The sequence below is a fragment of the Phenylobacterium sp. genome, from assembly GCF_035539035.1.
In the GTDB taxonomy this organism is placed as follows: Bacteria; Pseudomonadota; Alphaproteobacteria; order Caulobacterales; family Caulobacteraceae; genus Phenylobacterium.
Genome location: NZ_DATLJI010000007.1, coordinates 40,260 through 59,854, shown reverse-complemented (window position 1 = coordinate 59,854; position 19,595 = coordinate 40,260). Strand labels below are relative to the sequence as shown.

Here is a 19,595-nt window from a genome sequence, read left to right as displayed (position 1 = left end):
GCGGCCTTTCGCATGTCAGGACGCTGTCGGATCGGAGCGGTAGGGCCGCTCCTGGTAGTCGAACCAGTCGAAATCCGCCGGCCGCCGGCTGCCCGAGGTGTCCTGGCAGGCGACGCCCACGAAGGCGCCGGTGAAGTTGGGCAGGCCCGGCGCCGTCGCCTCGTCCGAGAGGATCGAGGCGTCGAACTGCTCCGGCAGCCAGGCCCAGGGCCCGCCGGCCACGCGCCAGCCGAAGCGCAGCCGCTCGTAATCCACCTCCACCCGCAGCTCGATGGGGCCCGGCGGGATCGAGACCGGCCGGGTGAAGGCGTCGCCCTGCGGCTGGTCCGGCAGCGCCGACATCACCTGCAGGCAGCGGCCCCACTCCGCGTCATGGGTGACGTGGAGATAGTGGAACTTCGTCCCGCCGTAGTAGCAGACCAGCCCCGCCGCCTGCTGGAAGTGGGCGGGCTCGAAGTCCATGAGCGTGGCGGCGCTGTAGCAGAAGCCCTGCTGGCGGCGCGCCACCAGCGCCTGGCGGAAGGTGCTGCCGATGGACTCGCGGCCGAACAGCCGCAGGAAGCCGGGCCGTTCCGTGAGGCTGAACAGCTCGTCGGGCCAGGGCGAGCGGAGCCACTGGAAGTCGATCGGCAGCTCCGGCCCGTCGAAGTCCGCGCGCGCCGGCGCGGCGGGCCAGGGATGTGGCGGCAGGTCCGGCGCGGGAACCTCGAGCTGGGGGATCCCCTCGCCGGCCGTGGTGCGCAGCCAGCCGTCCTCGCCCCAGGCCATGGGCTGGATCGCCGTTTCGCGGCCCAGGACGCAGCGGCCGCGGTTGGGCAGCGGGCGGCCGCACAGGTAGACGGCGTAGGTCCGTCCGTCGGCGGTCTCCACCAGGTCGGCGTGGCCGGCCCGCTGCAGGGGCGCATCGGGCCGGTGGCGCGAGCTCAGCACATGGCGGTCCGGGTGCAGCTCGTAGGGTCCGTCGATCGCGCGCGACCGGGCCATGGTCACGGCGTGGTTCCAGCCGGTGCCGCCCTCCGCCGTGACGAGGTGGTACCAGCCGTCGCGCTTGTAGAGGTGCGGCGCCTCGGTGAGGCCGAGCGCCGTGCCCTCGAAGATCACCTTGCGCTCGCCGATAAGCGCGCGCGCGGCGTGGTCGTACTCCTGCAGCACTATGCCGGCGAAGCGGTTGCGGCCCGGCCGGTGGTCCCAGAGCTGGTTCACGAACCACTTGCGGCCGTCGTCGTCGTGGAACAGCGACGGATCGAAGCCGCTGGCGTTCATGTAGACGGGGTCGGACCACTCCCCATTAATCGTGGGCGAGGTCACCAGGTAGTTGTGGAAGTCGCGCAGCGAGGCGCCCGAGGCCCCGCCGACGGTCGTGCGGCCGTAGCGCTTCACGTCGGTGTAGATCAGCCAGAAGAGCCCGTCGGCATGGGTCAGGCACGGCGCCCAGACGCCGCAGGAGTCCGGGTCGCCCAGCATGTTGAGCTGGCTGGCCCGACGCAGCGGCCGGGTGAGCAGCCGCCAGTTCACCAGGTCCCGCGAGTGGTGGATCTGCACGCCCGGAAACCACTCGAAGGTGGAGGTGGCGACATAGAAGTCCTCCCCCACCCGCACGATGGAGGGATCGGGGTTGAAGCCCGGCAGGATCGGGTTGCGGATCACGGTGTCGGTCATGGTCACGGGTTGGGGATCTGCAGGACCGGCCTGACGATGCGGCCGGGGTCGCGGACCAGGGTCCAGAGCAACACCGCGCCCAGGAGGTCGAGGACGCCGAGCGCGACGAAGAACGGGTCGTAGCCGACGGTGGCGACCAGGCCGCCGATCAGCAGGGAGAAGATCAGCACCCCGAGATTGCCCATGGTGCCGGCCATGCCGGCCACGGTGGCCACCTCGCTGCGGCGGAACAGGTCCGAGGACATGGTGATCACGGTGACGGACAGGGTCTGGTGGGCGAAGCCGCCAAGGCAGAGCAGCGCGATGGCCGCGTAGGGGCTCTCCACCCGGCCGACGAACATCATGCCGGTCATCATCAGCGCGCCCAGGGTGAAGGCGCCGCGGCGGGCGTTGATCAGGCTGACCCCGCGCCGCTGCAGCCAGAGCACGACGGCGGGGCCGAACAGGCAGCCGAGGTCGGCGGCGACGAACGGCAGCCAGGCGAACATGGCGATCTGCTTGAGGTCGAAGCCGCGGGTGGTGGTGAGGTAGAGCGGCACCCAGAACGACAGCGTCCCCCAGGTGGGATCCGCCAGGAACCTGGGCAGCGCGATGCCCCAGAAGTTCCGCTGGACGAGCAGCTTCAGGATCGAGGGACGGCCGGCGTCGCCCTCGAGGTGCGCCTCCTGGCCGGCGGCGATGCGGTCACGCTCGGCCGGCGACAGCGCCTTGTGCCGGTCCGGCGACTGGTAGAACCATAGCCAGAGCGCGACCCAGACGAGGCCCAGCGCCCCGGTGATCACGAAGGCGGCCCGCCAGTTCCAGGTGAGGATGGCCCAGACGGTCAGCGGCGGGGCCAGCATGGCGCCGAGCGACGCGCCGATGTTGAAGACCCCGCCGGCCAGCCCCCGCTCCTTGGCCGGGAACCAGGTGGCGACGGCCTTCATGCCGGCCGGCTGCGCCGAGCCCTCCGCCAGGCCGAGCAGCCCGCGCAGGACGGCGAAGCCCTGCCAGCTGCCGGCCAGGGCATGGGCCATGGAGATCAGCGACCAGGCGCCGGCGAAGATGGCGAAGCCGTGCTTCAGCCCGATGGAGTCCAGCACATAGCCGCAGACCGGCTGCAGCATGATGCCGAGCTGGAAGGCGCTGGTGATCCAGCCGTACTGCTCGACCGTGATGTCGAGGTCGGCCATCAGGGTCGGGGCCGCCACGCCCATGGTCGCGCGGGTCAGGTAGTTGATGATCGCGCCCAGCATGACCAGGCCGATGATCCACCAGCGGAGCGCCTTGAGCGTCGGCATGCGGTTTCCTCGCGCCGCTCTCCCGGCGGCTCGGTGTTACCGCTATCACCGCGAAGGTGGAGCCGTCTAGGGCGCCCAGTTCCTCGCGCGCGCCGCGCGCTCGCCCGCCGCGTCCAGGGGCTCGCCGGCGATCAGCTCGTCCACCGAGGCCAGCACGGCCGGGGGGATGTCGGCGCCCGCGGTCCGGTACTCGGGCGACGGCGCGGCGGTCCAGGCGGTGGTCGTGCGCGCCACCCAGCGGCCGTCGTCACGGCAGGCCAGGCCCGCCAGCCGGTCGGGCTCGCTCTGGAAGGTGCGGCAGTAGGCGCCCTGCCCGTCCCGGAAGCTGAGCCCCACCCGGATCGGACCGGCCTCGCTGGCTAGCCGTTCGTCCAGCGCCTCCGCGAGGTCGGCGCGGGCCGTGACCACCCCGTCGCGGACCGTCAGCCCGCCCCGGTCGTGCGGCGCCGCGAAGCCTACCAGGACCCCCGCCACCAGGCTCGCCGCCATCGCCGCCCAGTGCATCGGACGGAAGCCGCCGCGGTCGTTGGCCGCGGTGGCCGCCAGCACCAGGCGCTCGGGGACCGGCTCATCGACGACGGGGGCGTAGGCGGCGGCGATCCGCTCGCGCAGGCGCCGCTGCTGCTCGACCTGGGCCGCGAGGCTCGGGTCGGCCGCCAGCTCGGCCTCGAACAGCGCCCGGTCGGCGGCGGACAACTCGCCGTCCACATAGGCGATCAGGCGTTCTTCCCGGCTCATCGCGGGCTCTCCTGCAACTCGGCCATCAACGCGGCCCGCCCCCGGAAAAGTCGGCTCGTGAGGGTGCCCTGCGGCACCTCCAGGACCTCCGCCGCCTCGCGGTACGAGAGCCCTTCCACAAGCACCAGGGCGACAGCCAGGCGCTGCTCCTCGGGAAGGCGGGCGATCGCCCGCTCCACATCGCGCGCACCCAGCCGGGCCTCCATGGCGCCGGCGCCATCCTCGCCCACCTGGGCGCCGTCCTCCTCGGGCGCGAACACCGCTCCGCGGCGGGTGCGGGCGCGGGTCTCGTCGATCCAGGCGTTCTTCATGATCCGGAACATCCAACTGTCGAGGCGCGTCCCTGGCTGCCATTGGTCGGTCCGCACCAGGGCGCGCTCGACCGTCAGCTGGACCAGGTCGTCGGCGTCAGCTGTGTCCCGCGTCAACACCCGCGCCAGACGGCGCAGGCGCGGCAGCAACGCGACGATCTGGCTACGGATGTCCGCCAAGGACTTGCCTTCGTCAGGGGTGAGAACGAACCGGATCGGCCGTTTCATCCGTTTAGGTGTAAAGAAGTGCAACGCTCACGTCCCACGGGCGGAGCCATCGGAGCTTCGTACAGATGCGAAAGCCACGCGTCCCCCGCCCGATCGGCCGTACGGCGCTGCTGCTGGGCGCGGCCGTGGTCTTCGGGGCGGCCGGCGCGGCGCTGGCCCAGAACGGGCGCGGCGGCGGGCCACCCGACGGCGGCCCGCCCGGACAGGGCGGCGGCGCGCCACCGGGCCTGGCCGACGGCGGACCGGGCGGTCCCGGCGGCGCCCCCCCTTCCTGGACCGGCGGCGGATCTCCGGGCGCCGGACCTCCCGAAGGCGGCCCTCCCGGCCTGAGCGGCGGCGCGCCGCCCGGCGCGGGCGGCGGCGATCTCGCGGGCTCGGGCGGCGGCCCTCCCGCGTGGGCCGGAAGCGGATCGCCGGGTGGCGGACGGCCTGACGGCGCGCCTCCGGGCCTGGGCGGTGGCGGCGGCGGAGCGCCCGGCGGCGGCCCGGCCGGCGACAGCGGCGGGGGACCTCCGTCCTGGGCCGGCGGATCGCAAGCCGGCGGCCCGCCGGAAGGTGGACCGCCGGGCCTCAGCGCGGGCGCACCGCCCGGCCTCAGCAGCGGTGGGCCGCCAGGTCTTGGCGGCGGCGCATCCCAAGGCGGCGGTCCGCCAGGGCAGTCCGGCAATGGAATCCAGGGCGCCGGCCCGCCGCAGAGCGGCCCCCCCGGCCTGGGCGGCGGCGCGCCTCCGGGACAGACCAACAGCGGATCGCAGGGCGGCGCCCCTCCGGAGGGCGGCCCGCCCGGACTCGGCGGCGGCGGACCTCCCGGACAGTCGGGCGGCGACCCGCCCGGCCTTGGCCCATCCGGAAACGGGCCGCCCGGACAGAGCGGCGACGGCTCGCCGGGCGCCTCGGGCGAGGCCCCAGGCCAGACGGGCGTCGCCCCCGGCCGCGACGATCGCGGCTCCGGCGGCGTTGATGGCCGGGGCCAGACGATGCGCAGCGAGCAGGCCGTCGAGGCGCAGGCCGCGCGCGAGGAGGCGGCGCTGGAGCGCGAGGAGGCTCGCCCCGACCGCGAGGAGACCGCCGTCACGCGGCAGGCGGCCGAGGTCGCCGAGATCATGGCCCGCCCGGCCCAGGAGCTGCCCACGGTCCCGAGCCGAAGCCAGCAGGCGCAGCGGCTGATCCGCGACAATCCCCGCCTCATCGAGGCGGACCCGGCCGGCGATCCGATCGTCCGCGGCCAGGTGCTGGCCATCGCGCCCACGCCCGGCGCCATCTCCAGGGCGCGGAAGGCGGGCTTCCGCATCGCCCGGACCGAGGCCTACGGGGGCCTCGGCCTGCAGGTGGTGGTGCTGACCGCCCCGCGCGGAATGCCGGCCGCCGAGGCCGCCCAGCGGCTCCGCGCGCTCGACCCGGAAGGCGAGTACGAGTTCAACCACCTCTACCAGAAGGGCGGTGCGACCGCCCTGGCGATGGGCGCCGCGCCAGCCGCCAGCCTGGCGCGGGTGCGGCCCGATCCCAGTGTCCGGGTGGGCCTGCTGGACGGAGCCGTGGTCCGCGGCCACCCGACCCTGGCCGGCGCCAAGGTGGTGCAGAAGGCTTTCGTCCCCGGCAAGGCCCGGCCGACGGCGCACGCGACGGCGGTGGCCTCGCTCATCGCCGGCGCCTACGGCCCGTTCCGCGGCGTGGCCCCCGGGGCGACCGTCTACGTGGCCGACGTCTATGGCGCGACGCCCACCGGCGGGTCCGCGGACGCCCTGGTGCGGGCGCTCGCCTGGATGGCCGAGAACCAGGTCCCGGTGATCAACGTCAGCCTGGTGGGCCCCTCCAACCGCCTGCTGTCCGCCGCCGTCCAGTCGCTGACGGCGCGCGGCCACGTGGTGGTCGCGGCGGTGGGCAACGACGGCCCGGCCGCCGGACCGCTCTATCCTGCCGCCTATCCCGGCGTGGTCGCCGTGACCGCCGTGGACGCCCGCCGCCGGGCGCTGCCGGAGGCGGTGCGCGGACCGCACGTGGACTTCGCCGCCCCCGGCGCCGACATGGCCGCCGGCGGCCTCGCCGGGTTCGTGAAGGTGCGCGGCACCTCCTTCGCCGCGCCGATCGCCGCGGGCCGGCTCGCGCAGCTCTTGCGCCGCCCCGATCCCGCCGCCGCCGCGCGCGCGGTCGCGGCCCTGCGCCAGGAATCCACAGACCTCGGCGTGCGCGGGCCCGATCCGGTGTACGGCCAGGGCCTGGTGGCCTTCGAGGTGCGCACCGACCCGCTGGCGGTGGGCGCGCAGCGTACGGCGCTCCGCGGCCGCTGAGCCCGCGCGCTCTTTTTTTCCGAGCGGCTGGATGAATCCGCGCGGCCCCGTCGTTGGACCCGGCGGAAGGTCGACACGCCTCCCGTCAGCCTCAGCGCCCGTGGTCTCCCGTCCGTCGGCGCTGACGCTGCGGCCGACGCGACAGACTTTGGAGAGATCCGACAAGGATCTGTCTGGCGCGAGCCCAGTGGCGGGCCGCCGGCAGAAGACCGGCGGCCCGCAGCGGCGGCCTTTACCTGCGAGGTCATGGACTGGCGACGCCCCGGGGCTATCGTCCCCGGCATGCTCGCAACGCCCAGATCCGTCGGCGACCACCTGCGCGAATGGCGCCAGCGCCGCCGCATGAGCCAGCTCGACCTCGCCCTGGAGGCGGAGATCTCCACCCGGCACCTGAGCTTTGTGGAGACCGGCCGCGCCCAGCCCAGCCGCGAGATGGTGCTGCACCTGGCCGAGCAGCTCGACATACCGCTCCGGGAGAGGAACGTGATCCTCGTCGCCGCTGGCTTCGCGCCGGTGTTCCCCGAGCGGGCCCTCGACGACCCTGCCATGGCCGCCGCGCGGCGGGCGGTGGAGGTGATCCTGGCGGGGCACGAGCCGTACCCGGCCCTGGTCGTCGACCAGCGCTGGAACCTGGTGGCGGCGAACCGGATGGTCGCCCCGCTGCTGGAAGGCGTCGCCGCGGAGCTCCTGGAGGCTCCGGTCAACGTGGTCCGCCTGTCGCTGCGTCCGCAGGGGCTGGCGCCCCGCACGGTCAACGCCGCGGAGTGGCGGACGCACATCCTGGAGCGGCTCCGCCGCCAGGCCGAACTGACCGCCGACCCCGGCCTCATCGAGCTGATCGCCGAGGTGAAGGCCTATCCCGTCCCGCCCGCGCCCGACCGGCGGCCGGAGGACTTCGGCGGCGTGGCCATACCGTTCCAGGTGATGCTAGGGGACCGGATGCTCTCGTTCTTCAGCACCACCACCGTCTTCGGCACGGCCGTGGACATCACCCTCTCCGAGCTGACGCTGGAGACCTTCTTCCCGGCCGACGCCGCCACGGCGGAGGCCCTGCGCCGGGCCCACGCGGCCCTGGCCTGAGCTAGAAGGAGACGCAGGCCGCCTGGGTGATCAGCAGGACGGTCTCCTGGGAGAACCGCTTCTTGTAGGCGTCGCGCACGGCGTTGATCTTCTGCGGCGCGTCGCCCTTCCGGGGCAGGACGATCAGCACGACCTTGGCCGCCTCGCGGATCAGCTGGTTCTCGCTGCCCCGCCACTGGCCGCCGCCGTCCAGGATCGTCAGGCCGTCCGGGAACCGCGGCGTGATCTCCTGGTCGACGAACTGGTCGAAGGCCGCCTCGCTGACCGTGGGGGTCTGGCCGACGCTGCGGCCGAAGAACAGCTGGGCCGTGCGCAGGTGCTCCTGCCCTGCCGGGCAGGCCGGCTCCTGGGGCGCCTCCGCGCGGTCCACGGTCGCGCAGCCGGACAGCGCCAGCGCCAGCAGCAAGCCCCCTGCCCGCCTCATCCGCCGATCAGCTCCCTTCCGATCAGGAAGCGCCGGATCTCGTTGGTCCCGGCGCCGATGTCGTACAGCTTCGCGTCCCGCAGGAATCGCTCGACCGGATACTCCCTCGTATAGCCCGCCCCGCCCAGGGCCTGGATGGCCTCCAGCGACACCTTCACCGCGTTCTCGCTGGCCATAAGGATCGCGCCGGCCGCGTCGAAGCGGGTGGTCAGCCCCGCGTCGCAGGCCTTCGCCACCGCATAGACGTAGGCCCGGGCCGAGTTCAGGGCGACGTACATGTCGGCGACCTTGCCCTGCATGAGCTGGAACGAGCCGATCGGCTTGCCGAACTGCTTGCGCTCGCGGACATAGGGCAAGACCACGTCCAGGCAGGCCTGCATGATGCCGAGCGGCCCCGCCGAGAGCACCGCGCGCTCGTAGTCGAGGCCGCTCATCAGCACGCCCACGCCCCCGTTCTCGGGCCCCATGACGTTCTCCTCGGGCACTTCGCAGTCCTCGAAGACCAGCTCGCCGGTGTCGGAGCCGCGCATGCCCATCTTGTCGAGCTTCTGGCTGACCGAGAACCCCTTGAAGCCCTTCTCGATGAGGAAGGCGGTGATCCCCTTGGAGGACTCCTCGGGGGAGGTCTTGGCGTAGACCACCAGGATGTCGGCGTGCGGCGCGTTGGTGATCCAGAACTTCGTGCCGTTGAGCACATAGCGGTCGCCGCGCTTCTCGGCGCGCAGGCGCATGGAGACCACGTCGGAGCCGGCCCCGGCCTCGCTCATGGCCAGCGAGCCCACGTGCTCGCCGGAGATCAGCTTGGGCAGGTAGCGCCGCTTCTGCTCCTCGGTGCCCCAGCGGCGGATCTGGTTCACGCAGAGGTTGGAGTGGGCGCCGTACGAGAGGCCGACCGAAGCCGAGGCCCGGGAGACCTCCTCCATGGCCACCACGTGCTCGAGGTAGCCCAGGCCGAGCCCGCCATAGGCCTCCTCCACGGTCACGCCATGCAGGCCGAGCTCGCCCATCTGGGGCCACAGCTCGCGGGGGAACTCGTTGGTTTCGTCGATCTTCGCCGCCAGCGGCGCGATCTTGTCGGCGGCGAAGCGCGCCGTGGTCTCGCGGATGGCGTCGGCGGTCTCGCCGAGGCCGAACTCCAGGGAGGGTCCGTGATTGGGGATCATGCGGCGAGCGTTAGCATGCGTCGCCGCGGGTCGCGAAGCCGGGAAGCTTAGATCCGCGGCTTTCCGTCCGCGCGTTCGGCCGCCTGCCCCAGGCGCTGGAGCAGCAGGAACAGGGCGATGGAGAAGAAGCCGACGCCGGCCACGCAGGCGAGCGCCCCAACGACCTTGGGCGACATCCAGGTCGGCTGCCCCACGTCCGCCTGGGCGTTCACCGCCCAGAACAGGCCGCCGGCGAAGAACGCGAGGCCGAGGACCGCCAGGCTGACCAGGGAGAGGTAGCCATCCTTGGGCCGCTGCAGCGGCTGCACCGGAGCCGGGATGAACTCGTAGGGCGCGGTGTCGTCGATCACCACGCGCTCGCGGGCCGCCGCCTCGGCCTCGTCGGTCGAGGGCGCCTCGGCGGCGCGGGCGTCGTTGGCCGGCGCCGGGTGACCGAACAGGTCGGGGCCGGCGGGCTCGTCGGCCAGCCGCTCCGGCTCGTTCTCCACGATCACCAGTTCGGGCGGCTCCTCCGCCTCGGCGGTCGGCGGGACCAGCTCGAAGGGCTCGGCCTCGGGTTCGGCGGCCTCGTCGCCGCCGGTGTCGACGGTGATCGGCGGGGCGAAGTCGGCCTGCGGCCGGGCCTCCTCGGGATGGGCTTCAGGCTCCGGCTCCACCTCGGCTTCGGGGGCCGGCGCGGCGGGCTCGTCAGGGAATACGGTGGCCAGTCGGGCGGTCACCGCCTCGGCGGCGGCCGTCACCGGGCTCTCGCCCTCCGGCGGCAGGGGCCGGGGCGCGGGCTCGTCCTCGCGCAGCACCCGCACGGCCTCGCCCTCGAGCGAGGTGACCACCGGGGCCGGCGGGGCGGCAGGGACCAGGGCATCGGCCTCGACATCGAGGTCGGGCTTCAGCACGGCGGACGGGACCGGAACCCAGGCCTCGCCCGGCGGCGTCAGGAACAGCGCCTTCTCGGCGGCTCGTCGGCGGACCAGGGCGTCGATGAGGATCACCTCGCCCTCGAACCTGGCCTTGCGCCACAGCTCCATGCCGCAGGCCGCCTGGATCAGGGCGCCCTCGTTGATCTGCTTGAGCACGCGGCTGGCGCGGAAGCTCTCGACCCCGATGTTGAAGGCGAAGGCGCAGAGCGCGTCGAACTGGTTCTGGGTGAGCGGGGTGAAGGTGAGCTCGTTCACCGCCTTGGTGACGGCGAGCAGGTCGTAGAGCAGCAGCGCCTCGGCGTCGTCCTCGGAGACCTCGGCCCCCTGGCGCGCCGTCAGCGTATGGCCGTAGCCGATCGTCCAGCGCCCGTCGGGGAGCTGGGCGGCCCTGCGGCGATAGCCCTCGAACCGCTTGATCAGCTCGATCGCGGTCCGGGAGACCTTGTGGCGCGGCTTCATGCCCTCACTGACCCGTTCTGACACAGGCGCCGGAGCGCCCAGCCAGGGTTAAGCAAACCCCGGGCCGAGTGTCGTAACCCGGCTAAGGTTTACAAGAGGATGAGAGCCGCCAGCCCCAGGAAGGCGAAGAATCCGGTGAAGTCCGTCAGGAAGGTGACGAACACCGACGAGGAGACCGCCGGATCGCGGCCGAACCGCTCCAGCGCCAGGGGGATCAGCGCCCCGCCCAGGGAGGCCACGAAGAGGTTGATGATCAGGGCCAGGCCGAACGCCGCCGAGAGCAGCGGATCGCGGAACAGGATGTAGATCACCGCGCCGGTGACCGCCGCCAGCACCGCGCCATTCATGATGCCGACGGTCATCTCGCGCATGACGGTGCGCACCGCGTTGACGGCGGAGAGCTCGCGGCTGGCCAGCGCGCGGACCGCCACGGCCAGCGTCTGGGTCCCGGCGTTGCCGCCGAGCGAGGCCACGATGGGCATCAGGACCGCAAGCGTGACGAGCTTGTCGATCTCGCCCTCGAAGCCGCGGATGACGCTGGCGGCGAGCGCCGCGGTGATGGTGTTGAGCAGGAGCCACGGCAGGCGCGAGCGGACGATGCCCAGCACGCCCGCGTCGCGGCCCGCGTCGGACACGCCGGCCAGCGCCAGGATATCCTCCTCGCGCTCCTCCTGGATGACGCCCACGATGTCGTCGACGGTGATCTGGCCCACCAGCCGGCCGCCCGGCTCCACCACCGGGGCCGAGATCAGGTGGTACTTGTCGAAGATGTAGGCGACCTCTTCCTGGTCCATGTCGACCGGGATTTCGGTGACCGGCTCCATGATCTGCGCCAGCGGGATCTCGCGTCGCGAGCGCAGCAGGTGGCTGACCGGAACGGCGCCGACCGGCTTGTAGCTCGGGTCGACGACATAGATGTCGAAGAACAGCTCCGGCAGGTCGTCCTCCTCCTTGCGGAAGTGGTCGATGGCCTGGCCCACGGTCCAGAACTGCGGCGCGGCGACCACCTCGCGCTGCATCAGGCGGCCGGCGGTCTCGTCCTCGTAGGCGAGCGAGGTCTCGATGGCCGCCCGCTCCACCTCGGGCATGGCGGCGAGGACCTGGGCCTTCTTGTCCTCCTCGAGGTCGTCGACGACGTCGGCGGCGTCGTCGGAGTCCATCTCGCCCAGCGCCTTGGCGAGGATCGCCGGCGAGACGTGCTCCAGCACGTCCTCGCGGATTTCGGTGTCGAGCTCGTTGATGACGTCGCCCAGGACCTCGGGGTCCAGGTGTGGCAGGAGCTCCTCGCGGTCGTCCGCCGAGAGGAAGCCCATCAGGTCGGCGATGTCCTCGGCCCGCAGCGCCCCGAGCAGTTCGCGCAGCCGCTCCGAATCGCCGCGGTCGAGCGCGTCGGCGACCATCCGGACGAATTCGGGATTGAAGGCGTAGTCCTCGCCGAGCGCGAGGTCTTCCAGGTCTTCGTCGGCTTCCATCAGCTCGGGGTCGTCCGTTTCGCGAACCATGCGGACCTCCCCTGCTCTATGTGATGGACGGACTCTTCCTAGCCGATCGAATGACCCTGATTCACTGGTGCGGTCGAGAAGACTCGAACTTCCACGGGTTGCCCCACAGCGACCTCAACGCTGCGCGTCTACCAATTCCGCCACGACCGCTCGTGGTGAGGCGCGGCAGGTAGCAAACGCCGATGGGTTTGTGAAGGGCGGCTTTCGGCCGCTACTGCCCGCCGCCGGCCATGTAGTCGTAGACATTGGCCTCGCGGGTGACCGCGATGGAGATGCGGTCCTCGTTGATCTGGATCTCGCCGCGGTAGACCGGGTGGTTGTTGGCCAGGATCCAGACTTCCTCGTTCACCGTCGCGTCCAGGGGAATCACCGCGCCGCGGCCCATGCGCAGCAGCTGCTGCATGGGGAGCTGGGAGCGCCCAAGCACCACCTGGATCTCGACATTGACCGCCTTGACCTGGCTCACGGACGAACCCCACGCGAAAGACGAACTCGAACCGACGCGCCGGCTTTCGCTTCGCCGGGCAGACGCCCACATTGGTCCAACATGCTTGACCGCACGTTAAATCCCGCCGCCGCCGGCCCGCTTTTCGGCCGGAGCGACGACGCGCCGGCCGGCTGGGCCGTATCGCCGGGACGGGTGGGCTATCCCGAGGCGGTGGCGGCCATGGAGGCCCGCGCCGAGGCCATAGCGGAAGGGCGCGCGGGCGAGCTGGTCTGGCTGCTGGAGCATCCGCCGCTCTACACGGCCGGCGTCTCGGCCAAGGCGGGCGACCTGCTGGACCCGGACCGATTCCCGGTGTTCCGCTCCGGCCGCGGCGGCCAGTTCACCTACCACGGGCCCGGCCAGCGGGTGGCCTACGTCATGCTGGACCTGACGAATCGGCGGCGCGACGTGCGCGCCTTCGTCGCCGCGCTCGAGGCCTGGGTGATCGGGGCGCTGGACGCCTTCAACGTGAAGGGCGAGATGCGCGAGCGCCGCGTCGGCGTCTGGGTCGAGCGCAACGCCCCCGGCGCGCGGGCGCGCGAGGACAAGATCGCCGCCATCGGGGTGAAGCTGCGCCGCTGGGTGTCGTTCCACGGGATCGCGCTCAACGTGGAGCCCGACCTCTCCCACTTCTCCGGCATCGTGCCCTGCGGGGTCACGGAGCACGGGGTGACCAGCCTCGTGGACCTCGGGCTGCCGGTGACCATGGACGAGGCCGACGCGGCCCTGAAGGCGAGCTTCCGGCGGGTGTTCGGCGAGGTCGTGGACGCTGAGCCGCCGCTCTAGGCGGTGACGCCCGTGCGCAGCGGATTGGGACCGTAGCGGTTGGCGCCCTGCTCGCCCGGCATGACGCCGAGCTCGATCGCCGCCCACACGAGAACCAGGAAGAAGACGAAGTCCAGGAAGCCGTTCGGGTGCGGCCAGACGGCCACCACCGAGGCCAGGATCAGCGCCGCCCACCAGCCGGAGCGGCCGCGGTCGTGCAGGCGCTTGGAGAGCACGCAGGCCCCGCAGTAGACCAGCGCCGGATAGACGAACCAGCCGGTCAGCCAGTGCAGCGTCGGCCCCACCAGGGCCTCGTAGACCGCCGCGATCGTCAGCAGCACCAGGGCCGCCAGCCAGGACGGCGCGCGCGCCGCCCGGCCGCTGGCCGAGAAGAAGAGCTCGCCCCAGGCGATCTGGCCGTTCATGGCGCGACTATAGCCGAGCCGACGCTCAGGCGAACTCCACCAGGACCTCGTCGGCCGCGACGCTGTCGCCCGAGCGGGTGTTCACGGCCTTCACGACCCCGTCCACCTCGGCGCGGATGATGTTCTGCATCTTCATGGCCTCCAGCACGGCCACGACCTCGCCGGTCTTGACCTCCTGGCCCGGCGTCACCTCGACGCTGACCACGAGCCCGGGCATGGGCGAGAGGACCATCTTGGAGGTGTCGGCGGCCTTCTTCGGCGGCAGCTTCTCATGCAGCTCGGCCGAGCGCGGCGTGAGCACCAGGACGTGGCCCTGGGCCGCGCGGTGGCGGATGACGAAGCCCTCGGCCGCGGGCCGCACCTGGACGGTGAACGGAATCCCGTCGAGGACGCCTGCGAAGGTCGGCCGGCCCGGGCGCCAGTCCACGCCGGTGAGGCGCAGGGTGCGGCCCTCCCCCAGGAACTCCAGGGCGCCGTCGCTGACCCGCACCGTGCGCTTGTCGCCGTTCTCCACGACGATCCACTCCTGGCGCAGCTGGTCCGGCGCGGAGCGCTTCACGAGCACGCGGTGCATGTGGGTGGCGACCACCGCCATCACGTCGCGCTGGAAAGCCGTGGGCGCGGTCCCGTGGAAGCCGTCGGGGAACTCGTCCTTGATGTAGTTGGTGGAGATCTTGCCCGAGCGGAACCGCTCCTGGTCCATCACCGCGGCCAGGAACGGGATGTTCTGGCCCAGCCCCTCGATGTGGAAGTCCTCCAGCGCCCGCCCCATGGCGTCGATCGCCTTCTCGCGGGTCGGCGCCCAGGTCGACAGCTTCGAGATCATCGGGTCGTAGAACATCGAGATCTCGTCGCCCTCGCGCACGCCGGCGTCGTTGCGGATGACGGTGTCGGCGACCTTGCCCTCGGCCGGCGGGTCGTAGCGGACGAGGCGGCCGATGGACGGCAGGAAACCGCGGTACGGGTCCTCGGCGTAGATCCGGCTCTCGATGGCCCAGCCGTTGATCTTCAGGTCCTTCTGGGCGAACGGCAGCTTCTCGCCGGCCGCCGAGCGGATCATCTGCTCCACGAGGTCGACACCGGTGATCAGCTCGGTCACCGGATGCTCCACCTGCAGGCGGGTGTTCATCTCCAGGAAGAAGAAGCTGCGGTCCTGGCCGGCGACGAACTCCACCGTGCCGGCCGAATCGTAGCCGACGGCCTTGGCCAGAGCGACGGCCTGGTCGCCCATGGCCTTGCGGGTCTTCTCGTCGAGCAGCGGACTGGGCGCCTCCTCGATGACCTTCTGGTTGCGGCGCTGGATCGAGCACTCGCGCTCGAAGAGGTGGACCACGTTGCCGTGCTTGTCGCCCAGCACCTGGATCTCGACGTGGCGGGGGCTCTCGATGAACTTCTCGATGAAGATCCGGTCGTCGCCGAAGCTCGCCTTGGCCTCGGCGCGGACGGCCGGGAAGCCCTCCTCCACGTCCTTGCGGTTCCAGGCGACGCGGATGCCCTTGCCGCCGCCGCCGGCGGAGGCCTTGATCATCACCGGATAGCCGATCTCCTCGGCGATCTTGATGGCGTGCTTGGTGTCGTCGATCTCGCCCACGTGGCCGGGGACCGTCGAGACGCCCGCCTTGGCGGCGAACTTCTTCGATTCGATCTTGTCGCCCATGGCCTCGATGGCCTTGGGGTTGGGGCCGATGAAGACGATGTTCTCGGCCTGCAGCCGCCGGGCGAAGCCGGCGTTCTCGGACAGGAAGCCGAAGCCCGGGTGCACCGCCTGGGCGCCCGTCTCGCGCACCGCATCGACGATCTTGTCGGCCACGAGATAGCTCTCGGAGGCCGGCGCGCCGCCGATGAAGACGGCCTCGTCGGCCATCTCCACGGCCATGGAGTCGGCGTCGGCCTCGGAATAGACGACCACCGTGGCGATGCCCATGCGGCGGCAGGTCTTGATGATCCGGACGGCGATCTCGCCCCGGTTGGCGATCAGGATTTTCTTGAACATTCCGCTCTTTACGCGCCCAGCTTCACGGCCGTCCCGGCCGCCGTGACCATCAGCATGCCGCCGTCGGGACCCAGGGTCTCATAGTCGAGGTCGACGCCGATGACGGCGTCCGCGCCCAGCCGGGACGCCTCGTCCTGCATCTCCTTCAGCGCGATGTCCCGCGCCTCCCGGAGCGCACGCTCGTAGCCGCCGGCCCGGCCGCCGATGATGTTGGTGATGCCCGCGAACAGGTCCCGAAAGATGTGCGCCCCGATGATCGCTTCTCCGCTCACGACCCCCAGGGTGCGGCTGACCCGTCCCTCGGCGACCTCCGGCGTGGTGGCGATGATCATTCTGCTCGTCTCCGGTCTTTCAGCGGCGAAGGGCGGACCTTAGATTGCAGGCCATGAGCACGCCAGCGGTCTCCCCCTCCGGTTTCGATCTGTCGCCGCCTAACGCTGAGGAACGCAAGCGACTGGAGGCCGACCTCACGCGCGAGGAGGCCGACGTCCTGCTGCACCACGGCACGGAGGCTCCGTTCTGCGGCGGGCTGCTCGATCAGAAGGATGACGGCGTCTACTGCTGCCGCCTCTGCGCCCTGCCGCTGTTCCGGCACAGGACGAAGTTCGAGAGCGGCACCGGCTGGCCGTCCTTCTGGGCGCCGTTCGACGAGGCCCATGTGAAGGCGGTGCGCGACACCTCCTACGGCATGATCCGTATCGAGACCCGCTGCGCCCGCTGCGACAGCCACCAGGGCCACGTCTTCCCCGACGGCCCGCCGCCGACCCGGCTGCGCTACTGCATCAACTCCGTGTCGCTGGAGTTCGTGGCCGACGGCGAGCCCCTGCGCGATCCGCTGGGCCGCGGCGACAACGCCCACCTGCAGGCCGCCGAGTAGCTCACTCCGCCTTGGGGCGGCGGCGGCGGCGGGCGATGGCGCCCTTCGGCAGGCTCTGGCGCTCGTCGTCCTCGGCCCACATCAGGTGGTGCAGGATCTGGAACAGGAAGGCCGTGGACCAGCCGATCAGCAGCATGCCGTTGATCGCCTCCAGTACGCCCACGATCCGCCAGGCCTCCGGCAGCAGGGCCCCGGTCTCGCCCACGGTGGAATAGGCGCTGGTGGAGAAGTAGAGCGCCTCCTCCAGGCTGTGGAGCATGCCGAGCTTCCAGTAGATCAGGGCGTAGAGCCAGATCTCCACTCCGTGCAGAACGAAGAGGCCGAGCACGATGCCCAGCGGCACGATCAGGCGGTCCACGGTCACCCAGCGGGTGAGCCGCCTCAGGTGCCAGCGCACCAGGCCCTGCAGCACGTCGAGCCCCACCAGGTGGATCACGATCGTGGCGGAGACGATGACCGTGGCGATCCACAGCTGATGGAAGAGCGTCGGCATGAACGATCCAGTCTCCATGGGCGGCGACAGCCCGCCTTGATCGAGGACAAGCGGCTCAGGCGTCGAGGCGCGCGAGCCAGGGCGAGACGTCTGTGGATAGCCCGCTCATGCGACGATCCGCCCCCAAAGCTTGGCTGGACGACCGGCGTTACCCTGATCGCCTCGTCGAGGAAACACCCCCATGAAGCTCACGCCTGCCGAAGCCCAGGCCCACGCGGACGAGGTCCGCCGGACCAGCCTGACCATCCTGCGCGGCCTGATCCCGGTCGAGACGATCGACCGCTGGAACGCCGCCTTCCAGCCGCTGCTCAAGGAGGCGATCCGCCGCGAGGGCGACGACCCGAACCGGGGCGCCAACCGCTACTATGTCACCCTGCCCTTCGAGGATCTCTGGGCGGACCCGGCGATCATCGACAACGACGCGGTGATGGCCGTGGTCGAGGAGCTGGTCGGGGCCGACGGGGTGATGTGCCAGCTGGCCAGCGACACGCCGTGCCTGGGCTCCGAGCACCAGGAGCTGCACCGCGACACCCAGCTGCTGTTCCCCGAGAGCGGCGTGGAGACCCCGCCCTACCAGCTGGCGGTCAACTTCCCGCTGGTGGACGTGACCGACGAGACGGGGCCGATGGAGTACGCGCCGGGCACCCACATGATGTCCAAGGCCGACGGCATGCGGGCGATCGAGACCGGCGAGATCCCGCTGGTGAAGGGCTACATGAACCGCGGCGACGTGATGATCCGCGACGTGCGGCACATCCACCGCGGCACCCCCAACCCGTCCACGACGCCCAGGCCCATGGTGGTGATCGGCTATTCGCGGCGCTGGCTGTTCCGGCCGGAGGTGAACATCCGCGTTCCCGCCGAGGTGCTGGTCGCCCTGCCCGAGCGGGCGCGGCGCTGGCTGCGCTTCAACCCGGTGTTCGAGACCAGGGCCGAGGCCGCCCAGCGCGAGGAGAGCTACCGGGCGTTCGCCTACTGAGCCGTTGCGCGACAGCCTCGATGCACGGCTGGACGACTATTATGCGCCAGCCGAGGATTCATTAAGAATTACAATGAGAAAGACCGCCCCTGAGGATAGGGGCGGTCCTTCGATAAGTCCAAGATTCGCTAGCTCGTCTTGCGGCCCGCCGTGGACTGGCCGCCGCCCGCGCCGCCGGAGCCGTTGGAGGCCGGCTCGTCGCGGCGCATCTGGGCCTCGACGGCGCTGTCGCCGAAGCCGTGGCCGGAGCCGGTCAGGCCACCCGAGGTGATCCGCAGGTTGTTCTGGACGTGGTGGACGCCCGAGATGTCCTCCACCAGGCGCTCGGCCCGGTGCTTGGATTCACGGTTGTCCACCGTGCCGGTGAGCGTCACCTCGCCGTCCGAGACCTTCACGTCGATCCCGGAGGCGTCGAGCCAGCTGTCGTCGGCCAGACGCTCATGGACGTCGTCGCTGATCCGCTCGTCGGAGCGCTTGTAGCCCTTCGGCCCGCGCCCGCGGTGGCCGCGGTCCTCCATCCGCCATTCGCGGCCGAAGTCCTCGCGGAAGCCGCGGCGCTCGTCCGGGCGGCTGTCGCCCATCAGGTCGTCGCCGCGGAACCAGCTGGCCACCTTCTGGCCGGCCCGGCTCAGGAAGTCGCCGGCGCGGTCCATGCCGCCGCCGCCGCGCTCGTCGCGGTCCCAGTCGCGGCGGCCGCCGTCGCCGTAGCCGCGGTCGTAGTCGTAGCCGCCGGTGCCGCCGGCCCCCACGCCGCCGTAGGCCGGGCGTGCATTGCCGTAACCGTACTGGCCGCCCGATTGGCCGCCGCCGTAGCCGCGGCCGGCGTCATAGCCGCGCGGCACGTCGCCGTACTCGCGCCCGCCCATGCCGTACTCCTCGCGGTAGATCGGCTGGCGCTCGTCGTCGCCGTAGTAGCGGCCGCCCTGGCTGTAGTCCTGGCCGCTGCGGGTGTAGTCCTGGGCGCGGAAGGCGGGGCTCGTGCCGCCATAGTCGCGGTCCTGCCACTGGCGGCCGTGCACCGCGCCCTGGTCCTGGGTGCGGAAGGCCGGGCTCGTGCCGCCGTAGTCGCGGTCCTGCCAGTCGCGCCCGCCGCCGCCCATGCGTCCGCCGCCGCGGCCCTGGTAGCCGGATGGCCGGCCGCCGCCGGCCCCGCGGCCATAGCTCTCGCCGCCGCCGTAGCTCCCGCCCGCGCCGTAGGCCCCGCCGCCGGAGGTCATGCCGGTCCCGCGGGTGTAGTTCTCGCCGGTCTCGCGCTCGCCGAACACCCGGTCGCGGTCGGGACCGGACAGGCGGGCGCCGAACTCGTCGTCGCCGGAGCCGAAGCTGCGGCCCTCAGGCGAGCGGCCGCGGTCATCGTCGTCGCGCCCGTAGTCGCTTCGGCCGTATTCGCCCCGTCCGTACTGTTCGGACCGGCGCCAGTCGCGGTCCCGCATGCGGCGGTCGCGATCGTCCATCCATCTGTCGGCCATGGGGCAGTCCTCCGTGTTTCAGGCTCTCAAGGGCGCAATCGGCCCTGTGGCCACAACA

General features: G+C 71.8%; 19 protein-coding genes and 1 tRNA gene. 5 read left to right on the top strand and 15 right to left on the bottom strand.

All coding sequences use genetic code 11. The annotated features are described in order from the left end of the window. Positions 1 to 15: 15 nt before the first annotated feature. The 4 genes from VM685_RS01490 to VM685_RS01475 all read right to left on the bottom strand — a co-directional run bounded on the left by VM685_RS01490 (position 16) and on the right by VM685_RS01475 (position 4,216). A complete protein-coding gene (locus tag VM685_RS01490; protein ID WP_325458334.1) occupies positions 16 to 1,659 on the bottom strand; it encodes a glycoside hydrolase family 43 protein in 1,644 nt (547 codons plus the stop codon). Positions 1,660 to 1,661: 2 nt separating this feature from the next. After that, on the bottom strand, positions 1,662 to 2,939 hold the full coding sequence (locus VM685_RS01485; protein ID WP_325458333.1) for an MFS transporter: 1,278 nt from the start codon (positions 2,937 to 2,939) through the stop codon (positions 1,662 to 1,664). Positions 2,940 to 3,005: 66 nt separating this feature from the next. Beyond that, complete coding sequence (locus VM685_RS01480) at positions 3,006 to 3,677, bottom strand: hypothetical protein (RefSeq protein WP_325458332.1); 672 nt, start codon at positions 3,675 to 3,677, stop codon at positions 3,006 to 3,008. Then, positions 3,674 to 4,216 carry an RNA polymerase sigma factor gene (locus tag VM685_RS01475; RefSeq protein ID WP_325458331.1) on the bottom strand — a complete coding sequence of 181 codons (543 nt, stop codon included), beginning with the start codon at positions 4,214 to 4,216 and terminating at the stop codon, positions 3,674 to 3,676. The genes VM685_RS01480 and VM685_RS01475 overlap by 4 nt, the downstream gene beginning before the upstream one ends. A 977-nt stretch (positions 4,217 to 5,193) precedes the next feature. Between VM685_RS01475 and VM685_RS01470 the strand changes: the two genes are divergently transcribed. Continuing rightward, positions 5,194 to 6,504, top strand: a complete 1,311-nt coding sequence (locus VM685_RS01470) for a S8 family serine peptidase (RefSeq protein ID WP_325458330.1) — start codon at positions 5,194 to 5,196, stop codon at positions 6,502 to 6,504. Positions 6,505 to 6,750: 246 nt separating this feature from the next. Further along, positions 6,751 to 7,584: a helix-turn-helix transcriptional regulator gene (locus VM685_RS01465; protein WP_325458329.1), complete on the top strand. Its 834-nt coding sequence runs from the start codon at positions 6,751 to 6,753 to the stop codon at positions 7,582 to 7,584. 1 nt (position 7,585) lies between these two features. Here the strand turns inward: VM685_RS01465 and VM685_RS01460 are convergent, their stop codons facing one another. The 6 genes from VM685_RS01460 to VM685_RS01435 all read right to left on the bottom strand — a co-directional run bounded on the left by VM685_RS01460 (position 7,586) and on the right by VM685_RS01435 (position 12,515). After that, positions 7,586 to 8,008 carry a DUF3574 domain-containing protein gene (locus tag VM685_RS01460; RefSeq protein ID WP_325458328.1) on the bottom strand — a complete coding sequence of 141 codons (423 nt, stop codon included), beginning with the start codon at positions 8,006 to 8,008 and terminating at the stop codon, positions 7,586 to 7,588. Continuing rightward, entirely contained in the window at positions 8,005 to 9,171 is a 1,167-nt protein-coding gene (locus VM685_RS01455) for an isovaleryl-CoA dehydrogenase (protein WP_325458327.1), read from the bottom strand. The genes VM685_RS01460 and VM685_RS01455 overlap by 4 nt, the downstream gene beginning before the upstream one ends. Before the next feature lie 47 nt (positions 9,172 to 9,218). Further along, complete coding sequence (locus tag VM685_RS01450; protein WP_325458326.1) at positions 9,219 to 10,547, bottom strand: lysozyme; 1,329 nt, start codon at positions 10,545 to 10,547, stop codon at positions 9,219 to 9,221. Between the two features lie 89 nt (positions 10,548 to 10,636). Continuing rightward, positions 10,637 to 12,049 (bottom strand): magnesium transporter, encoded by a 1,413-nt coding sequence (gene mgtE, locus VM685_RS01445; protein WP_325458325.1) that lies wholly within the window; start codon positions 12,047 to 12,049, stop codon positions 10,637 to 10,639. 65 nt (positions 12,050 to 12,114) lie between these two features. Then, positions 12,115 to 12,199: transfer RNA gene (locus tag VM685_RS01440), tRNA-Leu, on the bottom strand. Between the two features lie 61 nt (positions 12,200 to 12,260). Further along, positions 12,261 to 12,515, bottom strand: coding sequence for a FliM/FliN family flagellar motor switch protein (locus VM685_RS01435; protein ID WP_325458324.1), 255 nt, complete (start codon positions 12,513 to 12,515; stop codon positions 12,261 to 12,263). An 81-nt stretch (positions 12,516 to 12,596) separates the two neighbouring features. Here VM685_RS01435 and lipB point away from each other — a divergent pair, with 81 nt between their 5' ends. Further along, positions 12,597 to 13,322 carry a lipoyl(octanoyl) transferase LipB gene (gene lipB / locus VM685_RS01430; protein WP_325458323.1) on the top strand — a complete coding sequence of 242 codons (726 nt, stop codon included), beginning with the start codon at positions 12,597 to 12,599 and terminating at the stop codon, positions 13,320 to 13,322. On the opposite strand, the gene VM685_RS01425 is transcribed toward lipB, so the two are convergent. The 3 genes from VM685_RS01425 to VM685_RS01415 are packed head-to-tail and all read right to left on the bottom strand — an operon-like array spanning position 13,319 to position 16,051. Then, positions 13,319 to 13,726 (bottom strand): DUF805 domain-containing protein, encoded by a 408-nt coding sequence (locus VM685_RS01425; RefSeq protein ID WP_325458322.1) that lies wholly within the window; start codon positions 13,724 to 13,726, stop codon positions 13,319 to 13,321. The two genes, lipB and VM685_RS01425, sit on opposite strands and share 4 nt — an antisense overlap. A gap of 25 nt (positions 13,727 to 13,751) precedes the next feature. After that, the gene (locus VM685_RS01420) at positions 13,752 to 15,719 is read right to left on the bottom strand and encodes an acetyl/propionyl/methylcrotonyl-CoA carboxylase subunit alpha (RefSeq protein WP_325458321.1); all 1,968 of its coding nucleotides are present in this window, start codon (positions 15,717 to 15,719) and stop codon (positions 13,752 to 13,754) included. 8 nt (positions 15,720 to 15,727) lie between these two features. Next, a complete protein-coding gene (locus VM685_RS01415) occupies positions 15,728 to 16,051 on the bottom strand; it encodes a heavy metal-binding domain-containing protein (RefSeq protein ID WP_325458320.1) in 324 nt (107 codons plus the stop codon). Positions 16,052 to 16,104: 53 nt separating this feature from the next. Here VM685_RS01415 and msrB point away from each other — a divergent pair, with 53 nt between their 5' ends. Beyond that, positions 16,105 to 16,596, top strand: a complete 492-nt coding sequence (gene msrB, locus VM685_RS01410) for a peptide-methionine (R)-S-oxide reductase MsrB (RefSeq protein WP_325458319.1) — start codon at positions 16,105 to 16,107, stop codon at positions 16,594 to 16,596. 1 nt (position 16,597) lies between these two features. Here the strand turns inward: msrB and VM685_RS01405 are convergent, their stop codons facing one another. Continuing rightward, positions 16,598 to 17,089, bottom strand: a complete 492-nt coding sequence (locus VM685_RS01405; protein WP_325458318.1) for an ion channel — start codon at positions 17,087 to 17,089, stop codon at positions 16,598 to 16,600. A 181-nt stretch (positions 17,090 to 17,270) separates the two neighbouring features. On the opposite strand from VM685_RS01405, the gene VM685_RS01400 reads away from it, so the two are divergent. Further along, a complete protein-coding gene (locus tag VM685_RS01400) occupies positions 17,271 to 18,068 on the top strand; it encodes a phytanoyl-CoA dioxygenase family protein (RefSeq protein ID WP_325458317.1) in 798 nt (265 codons plus the stop codon). A gap of 128 nt (positions 18,069 to 18,196) precedes the next feature. On the opposite strand, the gene VM685_RS01395 is transcribed toward VM685_RS01400, so the two are convergent. Continuing rightward, positions 18,197 to 19,537: a BON domain-containing protein gene (locus tag VM685_RS01395; protein WP_325458316.1), complete on the bottom strand. Its 1,341-nt coding sequence runs from the start codon at positions 19,535 to 19,537 to the stop codon at positions 18,197 to 18,199. Positions 19,538 to 19,595 lie beyond the last annotated feature (58 nt).

Excerpts from the sequence above, each read along its gene's own strand:
- VM685_RS01480 (WP_325458332.1), bottom strand. The coding sequence starts at position 3,677 with ATGAGCCGGGAAGAACGCCTGATCGCCTATGTGGACGGCGAGTTGTCC.
- VM685_RS01475 (WP_325458331.1), bottom strand. The coding sequence starts at position 4,216 with ATGAAACGGCCGATCCGGTTCGTTCTCACCCCTGACGAAGGCAAGTCC.
- VM685_RS01490 (WP_325458334.1), bottom strand. The coding sequence starts at position 1,659 with ATGACCGACACCGTGATCCGCAACCCGATCCTGCCGGGCTTCAACCCC.
- VM685_RS01395 (WP_325458316.1), bottom strand. The coding sequence starts at position 19,537 with ATGGCCGACAGATGGATGGACGATCGCGACCGCCGCATGCGGGACCGC.
- VM685_RS01465 (WP_325458329.1), top strand. The coding sequence starts at position 6,751 with ATGGACTGGCGACGCCCCGGGGCTATCGTCCCCGGCATGCTCGCAACG.
- VM685_RS01455 (WP_325458327.1), bottom strand. The coding sequence starts at position 9,171 with ATGATCCCCAATCACGGACCCTCCCTGGAGTTCGGCCTCGGCGAGACC.
- VM685_RS01425 (WP_325458322.1), bottom strand. The coding sequence starts at position 13,726 with ATGAACGGCCAGATCGCCTGGGGCGAGCTCTTCTTCTCGGCCAGCGGC.
- VM685_RS01415 (WP_325458320.1), bottom strand. The coding sequence starts at position 16,051 with ATGATCATCGCCACCACGCCGGAGGTCGCCGAGGGACGGGTCAGCCGC.
- VM685_RS01420 (WP_325458321.1), bottom strand. The coding sequence starts at position 15,719 with ATGTTCAAGAAAATCCTGATCGCCAACCGGGGCGAGATCGCCGTCCGG.
- msrB (WP_325458319.1), top strand. The coding sequence starts at position 16,105 with ATGAGCACGCCAGCGGTCTCCCCCTCCGGTTTCGATCTGTCGCCGCCT.
- mgtE (WP_325458325.1), bottom strand. The coding sequence starts at position 12,049 with ATGGTTCGCGAAACGGACGACCCCGAGCTGATGGAAGCCGACGAAGAC.
- VM685_RS01400 (WP_325458317.1), top strand. The coding sequence starts at position 17,271 with ATGAAGCTCACGCCTGCCGAAGCCCAGGCCCACGCGGACGAGGTCCGC.
- VM685_RS01460 (WP_325458328.1), bottom strand. The coding sequence starts at position 8,008 with ATGAGGCGGGCAGGGGGCTTGCTGCTGGCGCTGGCGCTGTCCGGCTGC.
- VM685_RS01450 (WP_325458326.1), bottom strand. The coding sequence starts at position 10,547 with ATGAAGCCGCGCCACAAGGTCTCCCGGACCGCGATCGAGCTGATCAAG.
- VM685_RS01470 (WP_325458330.1), top strand. The coding sequence starts at position 5,194 with ATGCGCAGCGAGCAGGCCGTCGAGGCGCAGGCCGCGCGCGAGGAGGCG.
- VM685_RS01485 (WP_325458333.1), bottom strand. The coding sequence starts at position 2,939 with ATGCCGACGCTCAAGGCGCTCCGCTGGTGGATCATCGGCCTGGTCATG.
- lipB (WP_325458323.1), top strand. The coding sequence starts at position 12,597 with ATGCTTGACCGCACGTTAAATCCCGCCGCCGCCGGCCCGCTTTTCGGC.
- VM685_RS01405 (WP_325458318.1), bottom strand. The coding sequence starts at position 17,089 with ATGCCGACGCTCTTCCATCAGCTGTGGATCGCCACGGTCATCGTCTCC.